We start from the raw sequence: 16,671 nt of genomic DNA on the forward strand, positions 1-16,671 counted from the left end.
CTCCGCCGCGCGTCTACGCGACCTGTTCCACAGCAGGAAGTCGGATGAATTTTTCAATCAGTTCCCGACATGTACGGAGTTGGAATGTCACAGCAGACCGTCACCGCGACCGGCGTCGAATCGCCCGGCCCGGATACCTGGGGGGCGCCAGCCTGCCCGCCTCGGGTGCTCGCACTGCGCGAGCGGGTGGCCGGATTCGTCCGTGAGCAGGTCATGCCGCACGAGGCGGAACTGGACGCGGGCGGCGCGCCCGCGCGCGAACTCCTCACCCGGCTCAGGCACCGGGCGCGCGCCGAAGGGCTCTGGGGGCTGCCGCTGCCGGTGGAGCTGGGCGGCGCGGGCCTGCCGCTGACGGAGTACGCGCACGTGGCCGAGGCCGAAGGCGCGAGCGATCACGGTCCGGCCGTGCTCGGGTCCACGGCGCTGCTGGACGTGACCACCCTGGCCGGACACGCCGACCCCGCCGTACGGGACCTCTACCTGCCCCGGGTGGCGAGCGGGCGGCTGACCATGTGCAACGCGATGACCGAACCGGAGGCGCCCGGCTCCGAACCCGGCCTCACCACCACCCGGGCCACCCAGGAGGCCGACGGCTCCTGGACGGTCTGCGGGCGCAAGTGGTTCGTCACCGGTGCGGGTGACGCGGACCTGGCCGCCGTGCTCGCCCGTACCTCCGGCACCCCGCCCTCCACGACCGGCCTGTCCCTGCTGCTCGTACCCACCCGCGCGCCCGGCTTCCGCGTTGTCCGTGAGCTGCCGGTCCTCGGCGCGGGCGGCCAGTGGGAGATCGCCCTGGACGCGGTCACCGTCCCGCCCGACCACCTCCTCGGGGAGGCCGGGCGGGGGCTGCGCGTGCTCGCCGAGCGGGTACGGCTCGGCCGCCTGCTGCGCTGCCTGCGCTGGCTCGGCCAGGCCGAACGCGCCTTCACCCTCATGCGCGAGCGGGCCCGCTCACGGCCGTCGGCCTCGGGACGGCTCGCCGACCTGCAACTCGTCCAGGCGCTCGTCTTCGAGGCCCTGCTCGCGATCAGGACCACCCGCCCGCTGGTGTTCGAGGCCGTGGCCCTGGTGGAGGCGGGACTGGACGCCAGGGTCGAGACCGGCCTGGCGAAGGTGGCCGCCGCCCGGATGCTGCAACAGGTCACCGACGCGGCCGTCCAGGTCCACGGCGCGGCCGGACTGGGCCCCGGCACCCCGCTGCCCGCGCTGTTTCGCACCGGCCGGACGGCCCGCCTCCTCGACGGCCCCGACGAACTGCACATCACCGCGGTGGCCCGCAGGATCCTCGCCTGAGCTCACCACTGAGCTCACCACGCCGTGCGGCCTGCCGGTGCTCAAGCGTTCTCCAGAGGGTGGCGCGCCGGGAAAGAGGGCAGGTGAGAAGCGATGTCGATCAAGGGAGTGGTTGGTGTGCGGTTGAGCGCGCGTAACAAGATTCCGGCGAGGGTCGTCGCCGTGACCCACGGTGAGGCGACGGCGAACGTGGAGCTGGACGCCGGCGGGGTGCGGCTGGTGGCCTCGATCACCACCGAGGCCGCGCAGGAGCTGGGCCTGTCACAGGGCAGCGAGGTGATCGCGGTGATCAAAGCCTCCGACCTGATCCTGGCGGTGCCGGACTGAGGCCGTACCGGACTGAAGCCGTACCGGACTGAAGCCGTGGCGTGGCGGGCCGGGAAGGAGCGGGCGGGCCTTGCGCTCGCAGGCGCCGAAGCCCGGTCCGGCCGGTCGCGGAGCGCGCGGTACCCGGCGTTCCCCGGCGGCGTGAGCGCCGCCCCGCCCTGCCCCGGCCGGGTACGGCGAGGGCAGGGCGGGGCGGGACGGATCGCCTCAGGGCCGCTTCACGCTCACTCCGGGATCACTTCAGGATCACGGGTAGCTCGGCCAGCCCGCGTACCACCATGCCCTCGTTGCGCGCCGGGTTCTCCTCGGCGAGCCGCATGTCGAGGCGCGCCAGCGCGCCCACCGCCACCTGGGCGGTCACCCTCGCCAGCGGCGCGCCGATGCAGTAGTGGATGCCGTGGCCGAAGCCGAGGTTGCGCGCCCCGGAACGCCGGGTCAGGTCCAGCTCGTCCGGGTTCTCGTAGACCCTGGGGTCGCGGGCGGCCCCGCCGAGCACGAGCAGCAGGGTCTCCCCCGCCTTGACCGGGGTGTCCCCGACCTGGGTGTCCTCCAGCACCAGCCGGGAGATCATCTGGGTCGGCCCGTCGAAGCGGAGCAGCTCCTCCACCGCCCCGGCGACCTCCCCCGGGTTGTCGCGCAGCCAGGCGAGCTGGCCGGGGTTGCGCAGCAGGGCGAGCACGCCGTTGCCGATGAGGTGCACGGTGAGCGCGTACCCCGCGCTGATCAGCAGGGTGCAGGTGGTGACCAGCTCGCTCTCGGTGAGCTTGTCGCCCTCCTGCTCGGCGGCCACCAGCGCGCTGATCAGGTCGTCCGCGGGCTCGGCGCGCCGCTGGGCGGCCAGTCCCGCGAAGTAGCGGTTGAACCGCTCCCGCCCGCCCTGGCGCTGGCCCACCTGGTCGCGGGTGAGCACGAAGTCCGGGTCGAGGCCGCGCCCGATGGCGGTGGACCAGGCGCGGAACTCCTCAAGGTTGTCGGCCGGGACGCCCATCAGCTCGGCGAGCAGGATGCTGGGCAGCGGGTGGGCGACCGCCTTCATGAGGTCGACGGGGCCCGTCGTCCCGGCCTCGCGGGCCTCGGCGACCAGCTCGGCGACCAGCCGCTCGGCCCTGGGCCGCAGCCCCTCCACCACCTTGGCGGTGAACGCCTTGCTCACCAGGCCCCGGAGCCGGGTGTGGTCGGGCGGGTCCATGAAGGCGAACTGCCGTACCGGGTTGCCCTCGGCGTCCTTGGCGAAGTGGTCGGCCACGAGGTGGCCGTCACCCCAGCCGTTGCGGGGGTCGGCGAGCGCCTCGGTGACCTCGGCGTGCCCGGTCACGACCACGGTGCCCGCGGGGGTGCGCACCACGGGCCCCTGCCCGGCGATCCGCCGGTAGATCGGGTACGGGTCGTCGCGAAAGGCCGGGTCGAACGGGTTGAACGGCAGCATCTGCGAGATGATGTACTGCCCGGCCTGCTGCGGCAGGGACGAGGGCGGCAGCTCGGGCGCGGCGGGGGCGGGCACGGGACTGACGCCTTCGTAGGCCACCGGCATCCGCAGGATCACGGTGTGCTTGTTGTCCTTGGCCCACTCGACGGGGCCGGTGAGCCGGATCCGCTCCACCCGGTCGAGCAGCGCCTCCAGGACGAGCCGGACGTCGAGCCGTCCCATCTGCTCGCCCATGCAGCTGTGACTGCCGAAGCCGAAGGCCAGGTGCGGGTTGTGCGCGCGGCGGATGTCGAAGGTGAACGGGTCGTCGAACACGGTCTCGTCCCGGTTGGCCGACGCCCACCAGAAGGTCACCTTGTCCCCGGCCCTGATCTTCGCGCCGCGGAACTCCACGTCCCGGGTGGCCGTCCGCCGGTTGTACGGCGTGGGCGAGGCCCACCGCAGGATCTCCTCGATGGCCCCGGGCAGCAGGGAGCGGTCGGCGCGGAGCGCCTCCCACTGGTCGGGGTGCTCGGCGAGGGCGAGCAGGCCCAGCGCGATCGCGTTGCGCGGCGGCTCGGTGCCGGCGCCGAGCGTCAGGTTGAAGAACACCTCTCGCTCGTACGTGCCCAGCGGCTGCTGGCCGGAGCCGGCCGGGATCTCCGCCCGGCCCACGGCCGACATCAGGTCGGCCTCCGGGGCCGCCCGCTTGCCCTTCAGCACGCCCGTGCCGTACTGGTAGAGCGCTAGCCTGGCCATCTGCGAGCGCTCGTTGTCCTCGCCCGCCTCCCGGTCGTCGAAGCCGGTGCTGACGTCAACCCATCCCAGCAGCGCGTCCCAGTCCTGGCGAGGCGCGCCGAGCAGCCGCAGCGCCGACTTGATCGCGAACTGCCCGGCGATGTCGCCGATCAGCTCGCCCTCGCCCTTGGCCACCGCGTCGGCCACCACGGAGTCGGCCAGGGCGCGCAGGTCGGGTTCGACGGCGGCCAGCGTGTCGCCCGTCGCGCCCGGCCGGACCTGGTCCTTGATCAGCTGGTGGCGCGGGTCGTCCATCATGTTGAGCAGCGTCCCGGCGTGCACCCCGGGGGCGAGGTCGTCGATGTGCGTGCCGCCGCCGGTGCGTCCGCCGCCGCCCTGTGAGGAGAAGACCGGGTCGTGCGCGGCGGCGACCATGTCCTCGTAGCGGCTCAGCACCCAGAAACCCTCGCCGTCGGCGGTCTTGCCCGGCGGGTGGAACAGGATGCCCTCCTCCCGGCGCAACCTCGTGAAGACGTCGTGCGGGAAGCCCTCGGCGTATCTGCTCCGGTCCGACAGGTCGAAGCCGCCGAGGACCGGGGGGAACTCTTCGGATGACATGACTATCGCTCCAGGGTGGGGTTGGGGAGGATCTGCTTCAGTGCGCGGACGAGCGGGACGAGGTCGGTGTCCCGGCCGGCCGCGGCGACGTAGCCGTCGGGCCGCAGCAGGACGAACCCGCTGCCCGCGGTGGTGCGGTGGCGGTGCGCGACCAGGGTGGGCTCCTCCTCGGCGAGCTCGCGCCCGCGGCGGCTCATCGTGCCGTCCGCCGGGCCCATGCTGACGAGCTGGAAGCGCCCGATCGGGTCGGGGTCGGGTTCGAGGGGCCACGCGGGGCTGCGGGTACCCGGTGCGGGCAGGCCCCTGGGCGTCTTCTGACCCGCGAGGCCGAGGGCGTCGGGGTAGCGCACCTGCCACCCGGCGAGCATGGGGACGAGCTGCTTGGCCAGCACGCCGGTGCGGTGGGCCAGGCTCATGAGCGTGTTGCGCACCACGAGGGCCACCGGCCCGAGCACCGCGTTGCGGGTCATCCTGCCGGTCGCCGCGACGGTCTGCTCGGCCGCCGCGCGCCGCTCGGCGTCGTAGCTGTCCAGGATCGCCGGAGCGTACCTGCCCTCGATCACGCCGGCCAGCTTCCACGCCAGGTTGCGCACGTCGGCGAAGCCGAGGTTGAGCCCCTGCCCGCCGGTCGGGGTGTGCACGTGCGCGGCGTCGCCCACGAGGAAGCAGCGGCCGGCCCGGAAGGTGTTGGCGACGCGCTCGCTGCTGGTGAAGACGGAGACCAGCGTCACCTCCGCGAAGCGCAGCCCGCCCGGCCCGCGCTCGTCCAGCATGCGCTGCGCCGTCTCGGGCGTGACGACGTTGTCGCCGCCGTTCAGGGTGCCGGAGATGCGGGCCTTGCCGCCGGGCAGCGGCGCGATGAGCATCACGCCCGTACGGCCCAGGTAGTAGTTGACCGAATCGGTGTCGAAGGCGCCCTCCAGCGGGCCCTCGGCGATCAGGAACGAGGTGGGGACCTGCTCCCCGGGGAACACGATGCCGAGCTTCTCGCGGACCGTGCTGTGGTGGCCGTCGGCGCCGACGAGCCAGTCCGCCGTCAGGACGACCTCGGTGCCGTCGGCCCGGCGCGCGGTGGCCGTGACGGAGCCGGGGCCGGTGACCAGGCCGGTCACCCGCAGGCCGCGTTCCACCGTGCCGCCGAGCCTGCGCAGCTCCTCCTCCAGCAGCTCGCCGGTGTCCTGCTGGGGCAGCACCAGCGGCGCGTGGTGCGGGTCCAGCGGCAGCCGCAGCACGGTGCCCGGCGCGGTGTGGTAGCTGAGCGCCTGGACGGCCAGGCCCCGCTTGTCCGCCTCGGCGCGCAGCCCCAGGCCGTCGAAGAGCTCCAGGGAGTACGGCCACAGCAGCACCGCCCGCGACCCGGTGGCGCCCTCCTCCTCGGCGTCCACCACCGTCACCGCGACGCCGCGACGGGTCAGCTCGACCGCCGTCATGAGACCGCAGGGCCCGGCCCCGATGATCAGCACCTTGCTCGTGTTCATCTCTCTCGCACCTCTGGCACCGTGGGGAGGCCCGCCAGCAGATGCCGGGCGAGCGCTCTGGGGGTCGGATGTTCGAAAACCAGGGCTACTCGTAGCGGCAGCCCGGTGGCCCGGCTCAGCCGGTTCCTGAGCTCCATCGCCGTCAGCGAGTCGAGCCCGAGGTCGGGAAGGGGGTGGTCCGCGCCGATCGTGCCGGGGGTGTCCAGCCGGAACACGGCGGCGGCGTGGGCGCGTACCAGATCCAGCAGGACCTCCTCGCGCCCGTCGCGGTCGAGCCCGGCGAGCCGCTCGGCCAGGGCGGCCTCCTCGGCGGGGTCCATGTCCGGTGAGTCCGTCCCGAGCGCGCGGGCGGTGTAACCGGCCGACAGCCAGTAGCGCCGCGACTCGAAGGGGTAGGTCGGCAGGTCCACCCGGCGGGCCGGGGTCAGCACCCGCGTCCAGTCGACCCGCGCGCCGTGGACGTGGGCCCGCGCGGCGGAACGCAGGAAGTCGCCCGGTCCCGCCTGGTCGCGCCGCAGGGTGGGCACCACCGCAACCTCGGCACCAGCCGCCTCGGCGCTCTCCTGGACACCGACGGACAGCACCGGGTGGGGGCCGCACTCCACGAACAGGGTGTGCCCGTCGCCGAGCAGCGCCCCGACCGCGTCGGCGAAGCGGACCTGTTCGCGCAGGTTGCGGTACCAGTACGCGGCGTCCAGGCCGGTGGTGTCGGCGGGCCTCCCGGTGACGGTCGAGTAGAACGGCACCTCTGACGCCTTGGGCACGATCGGCGCCAGGTCGGCCAGCAGCCGGGAGCGTACGGCCTCGACCTGCGGCGAGTGCGAGGCGTAGGCGACCCGGACCGTCCTGGCGCGCACCCCGTCGGCCTCGCACCCGGCCAGCAGCCCGGCCAGCGCGTCCGTGTCCCCGGCGACGACGACGGAGGCGGGACCGTTCACCGCGGCGAGCGAGAGCCGGCCGTCCCAGCGGGCCAGCCGCCCGGCCGCCTGCTCGGCGGGGAGCGCGACGGACAGCATGCCGTACCCACCGGTCAGCCCGGCCAGCGCCGCGGACCGCAGCGCGACGACCCTGGCCGCGTCGTCGAGGGACAGCGCGCCCGCGACGGTGGCGGCGGCGATCTCGCCCTGCGAGTGCCCGGCCACCGCGGCCGGGCGTACGCCCAGCGACCGCCACAGGCCCGCCAGCGAGACCATCACGGCCCACAGCGCGGGCTGGACGACGTCGTCCCGGTCCAGGCCTGGCGCGCCCTCGTCACCCCGGAGCACGCCGGTCAGGGACCAGTCCACGTACGGGGCGAGCGCCTCGGCGCAGCGGGCGATCTCCTCGGCGAACGCCGGGGACGCGCGCAGCAGCTCGGCGCCCATGCCCGGCCACTGCGCGCCCTGCCCGGAGAAGACGAACGCCACCCGGGCGCCCTCCGATGGTGCCACGCCCTCGACGACGTCGGCGGAGGGCCGCCGCCCGGCCAGCGCGTCCAGCGCCTCCAGCGCGCGGCCGAACCGCTCCCGTCCCGTGCCGACGATGACGGCCCGGTGCTCGAAGGAGGCGCGCGTGGTGGCCAGCGACCAGGCCACGTCCTCCACTGTCGCGTCCGTCGCGTCTGTCGTGCTCGTCGTGTCCGCTGCGTTCGTTTTGTCCACTGCGTCCGGCTCATTCGGTTCGTCCGGCGCGGTCGGTCCGTCCGGCTCGCTCCGGCCGGGGTGTTCGGGGTGTTCCGTCAGGTGCGCGCGGAGGCGGGCGGCCTGCGCGCGCAGCGCGGTGGCGCTGCGTGCCGACAGCACCCAGGGCACCGTGCCGCCGTACGCCCGCTCCGTCCCGGGCGCGGTACCGGCGGGAGACGCGGAGGCGACCGGGCGCGGGACGATGATGGTGGTGGGTGCGGGGAGCGGAGCGGTGGTGGCGGGTGTGTCCGCCGGGGGTTCTTCGAGGATGGTGTGGGCGTTGGTGCCGCTCACGCCGAAGGAGGAGATCCCGGCGCGGCGCGGTTCGTCGCCCCGGGGCCAGGGGCGCGACCCGGTGAGCAGGGCGACGGCACCGGAGGACCAGTCCGCCTGCGGCGTGGGCTCGTCGACGTGCAGCGTGCGCGGCAGGACGCCGTGCCGCATCGCCATCACCATCTTGATCACCCCCGCGACACCGGCCGCGCCCGCGCTGTGGCCGATGTTGGACTTGATCGAGCCGAGCCACAGGGGCCGGTCCGCGGGACGGTTCTCGCCGTAGACGGTCAGCAGCGCATGGGCCTCGATCGGGTCCCCCAGCGGGGTGCCCGTGCCGTGCGCCTCCACGGCGTCCACCTGGCCCGCCGCCAGCCCCGCGCCCGCCAGCGCGGCGCGGATCACCCGCTCCTGCGAGGGGCCGTTGGGCGCGGTCAGGCCGTTGGAGGCGCCGTCCTGGTTGACCGCGCTGCCCTTGATCACGGCCAGGACCTGGTGGCCGTTGCGGCGGGCGTCCGAGAGCCGTTCGAGCAGCAGGACGCCCACGCCCTCGGCCCAGCCGGTGCCGTCGGCGGCGGCGGCGAAGGACTTGCAGCGCCCGTCCGGAGCCAGCCCCCGCTGACGGCTGAACTCCACGAACCCCGCGGGGATGGACATCACCGCCACGCCGCCCGCGACGGCGAGCGGGCACTCGCCCAGCCTCAGCGACTGGCAGGCGAGGTGCAGGGCCACCAGGGACGCCGAGCACGCGGTGTCCACGGTGACCGCGGGCCCCTCCCAGCCGAAGCTGTAGGACAGCCGGCCGGACAGCACGCTGGCCGCCACGCCGGTCATCCGGTAGCCCACGACGTCCTCGGCCGCCGACTGCAGCAGCGCGCCGTAGTCCTGGCCGCTGGAGCCGATGAAGACGCCGGTGTGGCCGCCGCGCAGCGTGCCCGGGTCGATGCCGGCGCGTTCGAGCAGCTCCCAGGAGGTCTCCAGGAGCAGCCGCTGCTGCGGGTCCATGGCCAGCGCCTCGCGCGGGGAGATGCCGAAGAACGCGGCGTCGAAGTCTCCCGCCGTCTCCAGGAACCCGCCCTCGCGGACGTACGACGTGCCCGGGTGGCCGGGATCGGGGTGGTAGAGCGCCTCCATGTCCCAGCCCCGGTCCTCGGGGAAGGGCCCCACGGCGTCCACCTCGCCCGCGACCAGCTCCCACAGGCCTTCCGGGGAGCGCACGCCGCCGGGATAGCGGCAGCTCGCCGCGACGATCGCGACGGGCTCGGGCCGCCGCTGCTCCAGCTCGTGCAGCCGCCGACGGGTCTCGTGCAGCTCGACCGTGGCGCGCTTGAGGTATTCGCGCAGTTTTTCCTCGTTCACAGCCCGGGTCCTTCCTCGCCGAATTCCGCGTCCAGCAGCCCGAAGAGCTCGTCGTCCGAAGCCTCCTCGACCAGCTCGGCCATGCTTCGTGGCCCGGTGTCGGCCGGGTCGCGGGTCAGTTCCGCGACCAGCGTCCGGAGCCGTGCCGTGATGCGCAGCCGCTCCGGGTCGGCCGTGTCGAGCGCGCCGAGCGTGGCGGCGAGGGAGTCGAGTCCGGCGTCGATCGACGGCCCGGCCGCGGGGTCCAGCCTGCTGTCGAGATAGGCGGCCAGCGCCTCCGCGCTCGGATGGTCGAAGGCCACGGTCGCGGGCAGTTTCAGGCCGGTGGCCGCGGCCAGCCGGTTGCGCAGGCCGACGGCCGCCAGCGAGTCGAAGCCGAGGTCGAGGAAGGGCCGCGCCGGAGGGACCGCGTCAGGGGAGTCATGGCCGAGCGCCGCCGCCGCCTCGGCCCGGACGACACGCAGCAGCCGCTGCCGCCGCTCCCCCTCGGGCAGGCCGGCGAGCCGTGTCACCAGCTCGGGGGACCGCCCGTCGCCGGGCTCCCTCGCGGCCTCGCCCAGCGCCAGCCGTACCTCGGGGAGGTCGGAGATCAGCGGGCGGGCCCGCAGGGCGGTGAACACCGGGGCGAAACGCGCCCAGTCGACGTCGGCGACCGTGACGGTGGCCCGGTCCTCCTCGATGGCCTGCCACAGCGCGGCCAGGGCGGCCTCGGTCGCCATGGCGGTCACCCCCCGGCGGCGAAGCTGGTCGCGCCGTTCGGCGTCCGCCTGCCCCGGTTCCTCCCAGAGCCCCCAGGCGACCGAGGTGGCGGTCAGGCCGAGTGCCCTCCGGCGCGCGGCGAGCGCGTCCAGGGAGGCGTCGGCCGCGGCGTAGGCGCCCTGGCCCGCGCCGCCCCACACGCCCGCGACGGAGGAGAACAGCACGAAGGCGTCGAGGTCCCGGCCGAGGAGCGCGTCGTGCAGGTGCGCGGCACCCGCCGCCTTCTCCCCGAGCGCCTCGGCGAGAGCCGGTACGTCGAGGTCGGCGAGCGCGGTCACGCCCGGCACGCCCGCGGCGTGGAACACGGCGGTGAGGTCGGGCACCGTGCCGAGCAGTTCCTCGGCCGCGCGCCGGTCGGCCAGGTCGCACCCGACGACCGAGACCCGCCGCGCGCCCAGCTCTCCCAGCTCGGCCACCAGCCGGTCCACGGCCCCGGTGTCTGCCTCTGTCCTGACCTCTGTCCCGGGCTCTGTCCCGGGCTCGATCTCTGTCCCGGGCTCGGGAGCGTCGGTGGGGCGCGTCAGCAGCAGGTGTTCGGCGCCCTCGGCCGCCAGGCGGCGGGCGACGGCCGCGCCGAGACCGTCGGTGCCGCCCGTGACGAGGACGGTCCCCGCGGGCCGGAAGTCCCGCCGCCGCACCGGCGCGCCCGCGCGGACGAGGCGGCGGACCAGCGGGCCCGCCGGGCGGATGGCGACCTGGTCCTCGGCGGCGTTCTCCGACGGGTTTCCCCTCGTTCCCTCTCCCAGCGAGCCCGCCAGCGTGCGGATCAGGTGGTCGGCCTCCCGGTGGCCGAGCGACTCGGGAAGGTCGACCAGGCCGCCCCAGAGCCGCGGATACTCCAGCGCGACCGCGAGGCCGAGCCCCCATGTCTGCGCCTGGGCGAGGGACCCCACCCCACTGGCCACGCCGGTGCCGGTGTCGCGTACGTCGATCTCGCCCACATCGGTGGTGCCGACGTCGGCCCGGGTCACGTCGGTACCGCCGACGTCGATCCGGTCTGCGTTGATTCGGCCCACGTCGGTCCGGTTCGCGTTGGTACCGCCGAGGTCGATGGCGCCGCGAGTGGCGAGCCACAGGGGGGCCGTCACTCCGGCCGCGTCGAGCGCCTTGACCAGGTCGAGCGTGCGGGCCAGCCCACGGGGGACGATCGGGTGAGACGGATGCGGCTCCTCGTCGAGCGCGAGCAGGGACAACACCCCGCTGATCGTCCCGGCGTCCGCGGGCAGGTGAAGGGCGTCCGCGGAGATCCGCACCACCTCGGCCCCATGCCGTCGTACGGCGGCCTCGCAGGCGTCGGCGAGCGGCTCGTCATCGGTGGCCGCGAGCAGCCAGGTGCCGTTCAGCACCGGCGTGCCGGTCTCGCTCACCGGCCGCCACTCGACCCGGTACCGCCACGCTCCAGCCCGCTCGGCGGGAGGCGTCTGGGGTGGTTCGAGCCAGTAGCGCTGCCTTTGGAAAGCGTAGGTCGGCAGGTCCACCCGCCTGCCGCGCCCGCCGAGCACGGCCGCCCAGTCCGGCAGAGCGCCTCGCGTGTAGGCCGTCGCGACGGCGGCGTACAGGGCCGTCACCTCGGGTCGTTCTTTGCGCAGTGTCGGGAGGAACAGGCTGTCGTCTGCGGAGTCTTGGCCCATCGCCGACAGCACGCCGTCGGGTCCCAGTTCGACGAAGGTGCGTACTCCGTGGGAGTGCAGGTAGGTCAGGCCGTCGGCGAAGCGCACCGCTTCGCGGATGTGGCGCACCCAGTAGTCGGCGGAGAAGTCTGTGACCGGTTCGCCGGTGAGGTTGGAGACGACTGGGATCGAGGGGGGACGGTAGGTGATGGTTTCGGCGATCCGGCGGAAGTCCTGCAGCATGGGTTCCATCAGGGGTGAGTGGAAGGCGTGGCTGACCCGCAGGCGACGGGTCTTACGCCCCAGGGCTGCGAAATGAGCGGATATTTCCGTCACCGCGGCCTCGTCGCCGGAGATGACGACGGCGTTCGGGCCGTTGACCGCCGCCACCGAAACGGTGCCGGGCAGGAGGGGGAGCACCTCGGCTTCGGTGGCCTGCAACGCGACCATGGCTCCGCCCGCGGGCAGTGCCTGCATCAACCGGCCCCGTGCCACCACCAGATTGGCCGCGTCTTGCAGCGACATCACCCCGGCCACATGGGCGGCCGCCAGTTCCCCGATCGAATGCCCCAGCAGGAGATCCGGCCGCACCCCCCAGGACTCCAGCAGCCGGAACAGCGCCACTTCGATGGCGAACAGCGCGATCTGGGCGTTCTCCGTCCGATCCAGCCCCCCGTCCGAGGAGGTGAACACCACCTCCTTCAGTGACCCGTCGAAGTGAGCGTCGACCTCGTCGAAAGCGGTCGCGAACACCGGGAACGCCTCATACAGCTCCCGGCCCATCCCTGCCCGCTGAGCACCCTGACCGGTGAACAAAAACCCCAGCCCACTCCGCCCGGCCACCCCGGCCGGCACATCCCCCGCCGCCAGCTCCGCCAGCCGACCCACCAGCTCATCTCGGCTCCGGCCGACCACCGCGGCCCGGTGTTCCAGCACCGCACGACCCGCCACCAGCGAATGCGCCACATCCACAGCCGACAGCTGTGATGCCCTCACATGAGCACCCAGCCGCTCGGCCTGCGCGCGCAACGCCGACTCGCTCTTGGCCGACAACGGCCACACCACCACCTCACCGCCCTCGGACCTGGCAGCGGGCTTCTCGGTCGGGACGGCCTCCACGATGACGTGCGCGTTCGTACCGCTGATCCCGAACGACGACACCCCCGCCCGCCTCGGACGCCCCACCTCCGGCCACGGCACCGACGACGTCAGCAGCGACACCGCGCCCGAGGACCAGTCCACATGCGGCGACGGCTCGTCCACGTGCAGGGTGGGCGGCAGCACCCCCGCCCGCATCGCCATCACCGATTTGATCACGCCCGCGACCCCGGAGGCGGCCTGGGTGTGCCCGATGTTCGACTTCACCGATCCGAGCCAGAGCGGCCGGTCGCGGTCCCGGCCGTAGGTGGCCAGTAGCGACTGGGCCTCGATCGGGTCCCCCAGCGGCGTGCCGGTCCCGTGCGCCTCGACCATGTCGATGTCACCGGGCGTGAGGCCCGCGTCGGCCAGCGCGCGGTGGATCACCCGCTGCTGGGAGGGGCCGTTGGGCGCGGTCAGGCCGTTGGAGGCGCCGTCCTGGTTGACCGCGCTGCCCTTGATCACGGCCAGGACCTGGTGGCCGTTGCGGCGGGCGTCCGAGAGCCGTTCGAGCAGCAGGACGCCCACGCCCTCGGCCCAGCCGGTGCCGTCGGCGGCGGCGGCGAAGGACTTGCAGCGCCCGTCCGGGGCCAGCCCCCGCTGACGGCTGAACTCCACGAACGTGCCCGGCGTGGAGAGGACGGTCACCCCGCCCGCCAGCGCGAGCGAGCACTCCCCGTGCCGCAGCGCACGGGAGGCCAGATGCAACGCCACCAGCGAGGAGGAGCACGCCGTGTCGATGGTGACCGCAGGGCCCTCCAGGCCGAAGGTGTAGGCCAGCCGCCCGGAGGCGACGCTGCCCGCGGTGCCGGTCCCGAGGTAGCCCTCCAGCTCACCGGGGACGGCGGACAGCAGGGTCCCGTAGTCGTGGTACATCATTCCGGCGAAGACGCCCGTGTCACTGCCGCGCAGCGACAGCGGGTCGATGCCCGCCCGTTCGAAGAGCTCCCACGTGGTCTCCAGCAGCAGCCGCTGCTGCGGATCCATGGCCAGCGCCTCGCGCGGGCCGATCCCGAACAGTTCGGCGTCGAACCGGTCGGCGTCGTAGAGGAACCCGCCCTCTCGCGTGTAGCTGGTTCCCGGCGTGTCCGGGTCGGGGTCGTACAGCGCGTCGAGGTCCCAGCCCCGGTCGGCGGGGAACAGCGAGATCGCGTCGCCACCGGAGGCCAGCAGCTCCCACAGGTCCTCGGGGGACCGTACGCCGCCGGGATAGCGGCAGCTCATGGCGACGATCGCGATCGGTTCGTCCACGGCTGACTTCCGCACGGCGGGGACGGCGGGGACGGGCGTACCGGCCAGTTCGGCCGTCACGAAGGCGGCCAGCGCGGCGGGGGTGGGATGGTCGAAGACCAGCGTGGCGGGCAGCCGCATGCCGGTGGCGGTGTTCAGCCGGTTGCGCAGCTCGACGGCGGTGAGCGAGTCGAGGCCCAGCTCGGAGAACTTGCTTCCCGGCGGCACGCCGTCCGGCGTGGGGTGGCCGAGCACGTCGGCCACCAGGGAGCGGACGGCTGCGAGGGCGATCCTCGCGCGCTCCCCCTCCTCCGCCGCCGCCAGCCGCCGGGCCAGCGTGGTCTCGCCCGTCGTACGCCGGGGGCGGGCCCGGACCAGGCCGCTCAGCAGGGCGGGGACGTCACCGTCGCGGAGCGCGGCGGTGTCCAGCCGTACGGGGACCAGGAGGGCCTCGTCCGTCGTGAGGGCGGCGTCGAACAGCGCCAGCCCCCCGCCCGCGCTCAGCGTCGCCCGTCCGGCCGAGGCGGTACCGGTGCCCATGCCGTGTTCCCACAGTCCCCAGGCCAGGGAGGTGGCGGGCAGCCCCTCGGCTCTGCGGTGCGCGGCGAGACCGTCCAAGAACGCGTTCGCCGCCGCGTAGTTGCCCTGCCCCGCGTTGCCGAAGGTCGCCGAGGCCGAGGAGAACAGCACGAACGCGGTCAGCGGCATCTGCCGGGTCAGCTCGTGCAGATGCCAGGCCGCGTCCGCCTTCGGCGCGAGCACCCGGTCGAAACGCTCAGCGGTGAGCGAGGTGACGACCCCGTCGTCGAGGACACCCGCCGCGTGCACCACGGCGGTCAGCGGCCGGTCCAGACCCTGCAGCAACCCGCGCAACGCCACCCGATCACCCACGTCGCAGGCCGCGACGGTGACCCGGGCGCCCAGCGCCGCCAGCTCACCCTCCAGCTCGGCGGCCCCGTCGGCGTCGCGACCCCGCCTGCTCACCAGCAGCAGGTCTCGTGCGCCGTGTTCGGTGACGAGGTGGCGGGCCAGCAGACCGCCCAGCGCCCCCGTACCGCCGGTGACCAGCACCGTCCCCTCACCCCAGGATGGTCCGGCCGCCCCTGCGGCACCGGCCCGCACCAGCCTCGGCGCGTACAGCACACCATCACGCACCGCCACCCCGGGCTCGCCCACCGGCACCCCGTCCGGAACCTCACCCCCCTGTATGACGTCCACCACCGCGAACAACCCCGGATACTCCACCTGCACCGACCGCATCAACCCCCACACCGCCGCCGCCACCGGATCCACCCCCTCACCCGGCACCACCGCCACCCCACCACACGTCACCACCACCAACCGCGACGACGACGAACGACCATCCTCAACCCACCCCCGCACCACCCCCAACACCTCACCCAACACACCCCGCACCCCCGAAACCACGTCCCTCTCACGACCCGCACCGACCCGCACCACCACCCCCGGCGACACCACCTCACCACCCACCACCGGCACCCACCCCACCCGGAACAACGAGTCGGGTGTCTCGCGCAGTCTTTCGGGGGCGAAGGGGCGCAGGGCGAGCCTGCCGATCGTGGCCACCGGCTCGCCCGTGTCACCGGCCAGGACGAGGGACACGGCGTCCGCGCCGTCCGGGGTCATCAGCACGCGCAACGACCGCGCTCCCGTACGGTGCAGCCGTACCCGGTCGAAGGCGAACGGCAGCCTGCCCTGTTCGGTGCCCGGCAGCAGGCCAAGCCCGGCCGCGTGCAGGGCGGCGTCGAGGAGCGCCGGGTGGATGCCGAAGCCCTCCACGTCCAGCTCCTCGGGCAGGGCCACCTCGGCGTAGAGCCGGTCGCCGTCCCGCCAGGCGGCCCGCAGCCCCCGGAAAGCGGGACCGTAGTCGAGCCCGGCGGCGGCCATGTCGTCGTACAGCCCGGCCACGTCGACCTCGGCGGCTCCCGGCGGGGGCCATGCCGTCAGGTCGGTGGGTTCCACCGGGGTGGTCGGGGCCAGCGTGCCCCGCGCGTGCCGGGTCCACGGGAGGTCCTCCGACGCGCCCTCCTCCCGGGAGAACACGCCCAGAGGTCGCCGTCCCGTCCCGTCCGGCGCGCCCACCGACACCTGCAACAGCCGCGTCCGCGCCTCCGGCAGGAGCAACGGCACCTCCATGACCAGCTCGTCGAGCGTGTCGCAACCGACCTGATCCCCCGCGTGCAGGGAGAGTTCCGCCAGCGCGGTGGCGGGTACCACGGTGAGACCGGCCACGAGGTGATCGGCGAACCAGGGCTGGGCCCCCGCCGAGAGCCGTCCGGTCATCACCACGCCGTCGCCCTCGGCGAGCGGCGTCGTCACGTCCAGCAGCGGGTGCCCGGCCGACGGCGCCGACTTCGACAGCAGCTTCGACGACAGCCAGTAGTGCCGGTGCTCGAAGGGGTAGGTCGGCAGGTCGACGAGCTTCCCGCGGTTGCCTGCCTGGTATGCCTGGTACGCCTTCCAGTCGACCTTCGCGCCTGCCACGAACGCTCTCGCCAGTGCGGTGACCAGGCTTTCCGCTTCGGGTCGTTCTTTGCGCAGTGTCGGGAGGAACAGGCTGTCGTCTGCGGATTCTTGGCCCATCACCGACAGCACGCCGTCGGGTCCCAGTTCGATGAATGTCCGTACTCCGTGGGAGTGCAGGTAGGTCAGGCCATCGGCGAAGCGCACCGCTTCGCGGACGTGGCGCACCCAGTAGTCGGCGGAGAACTCCGTGACCGGCTCACCGGTCAGGTTGGAGACCACCGGGATCGAGGGGGGAC

At 73.9% G+C, this 16,671-nt stretch carries 6 protein-coding genes; 2 read left to right on the forward strand and 4 right to left on the reverse strand.

The window, feature by feature from the left end; genetic code table 11:
• The first annotated feature begins 84 nt into the window (after positions 1–84).
• Positions 85–1,293 carry an acyl-CoA dehydrogenase family protein gene (locus ACSC1Q_RS31700; RefSeq protein ID WP_436762362.1) on the forward strand — a complete coding sequence of 403 codons (1,209 nt, stop codon included), beginning with the start codon at positions 85–87 and terminating at the stop codon, positions 1,291–1,293.
• A gap of 93 nt (positions 1,294–1,386) precedes the next feature.
• Complete coding sequence (locus ACSC1Q_RS31705; RefSeq protein ID WP_436762363.1) at positions 1,387–1,620, forward strand: TOBE domain-containing protein; 234 nt, start codon at positions 1,387–1,389, stop codon at positions 1,618–1,620.
• 235 nt (positions 1,621–1,855) lie between these two features.
• On the opposite strand, the gene ACSC1Q_RS31710 is transcribed toward ACSC1Q_RS31705, so the two are convergent.
• The 4 genes from ACSC1Q_RS31710 to ACSC1Q_RS31725 are packed head-to-tail and all read right to left on the reverse strand — an operon-like array spanning position 1,856 to position 16,654.
• Positions 1,856–4,381 (reverse strand): cytochrome P450, encoded by a 2,526-nt coding sequence (locus ACSC1Q_RS31710; RefSeq protein ID WP_436762364.1) that lies wholly within the window; start codon positions 4,379–4,381, stop codon positions 1,856–1,858.
• Between the two features lie 2 nt (positions 4,382–4,383).
• Positions 4,384–5,859, reverse strand: a complete 1,476-nt coding sequence (locus tag ACSC1Q_RS31715) for an FAD-dependent oxidoreductase (protein ID WP_436762365.1) — start codon at positions 5,857–5,859, stop codon at positions 4,384–4,386.
• Positions 5,856–9,152: a type I polyketide synthase gene (locus ACSC1Q_RS31720; protein ID WP_436762366.1), complete on the reverse strand. Its 3,297-nt coding sequence runs from the start codon at positions 9,150–9,152 to the stop codon at positions 5,856–5,858. The genes ACSC1Q_RS31715 and ACSC1Q_RS31720 overlap by 4 nt, the downstream gene beginning before the upstream one ends.
• Positions 9,149–16,654: an SDR family NAD(P)-dependent oxidoreductase gene (locus tag ACSC1Q_RS31725; protein WP_436762367.1), complete on the reverse strand. Its 7,506-nt coding sequence runs from the start codon at positions 16,652–16,654 to the stop codon at positions 9,149–9,151. Before ACSC1Q_RS31725 ends, ACSC1Q_RS31720 begins: the two co-directional genes overlap by 4 nt.
• Between the last annotated feature and the right edge of the window lie 17 nt (positions 16,655–16,671).

It is taken from the genome of Streptosporangium heterodermiicola (assembly GCF_051390675.1).
Classification (GTDB): domain Bacteria; phylum Actinomycetota; class Actinomycetes; order Streptosporangiales; family Streptosporangiaceae; genus Streptosporangium.

Bases quoted from the DNA above. Each gene is read 5' to 3' on its own strand.
- ACSC1Q_RS31700 (WP_436762362.1), top strand. From the start codon at position 85: ATGTCACAGCAGACCGTCACCGCGACCGGCGTCGAATCGCCCGGCCCG.
- ACSC1Q_RS31705 (WP_436762363.1), top strand. From the start codon at position 1,387: ATGTCGATCAAGGGAGTGGTTGGTGTGCGGTTGAGCGCGCGTAACAAG.
- ACSC1Q_RS31710 (WP_436762364.1), bottom strand. From the start codon at position 4,381: ATGTCATCCGAAGAGTTCCCCCCGGTCCTCGGCGGCTTCGACCTGTCG.
- ACSC1Q_RS31715 (WP_436762365.1), bottom strand. From the start codon at position 5,859: ATGAACACGAGCAAGGTGCTGATCATCGGGGCCGGGCCCTGCGGTCTC.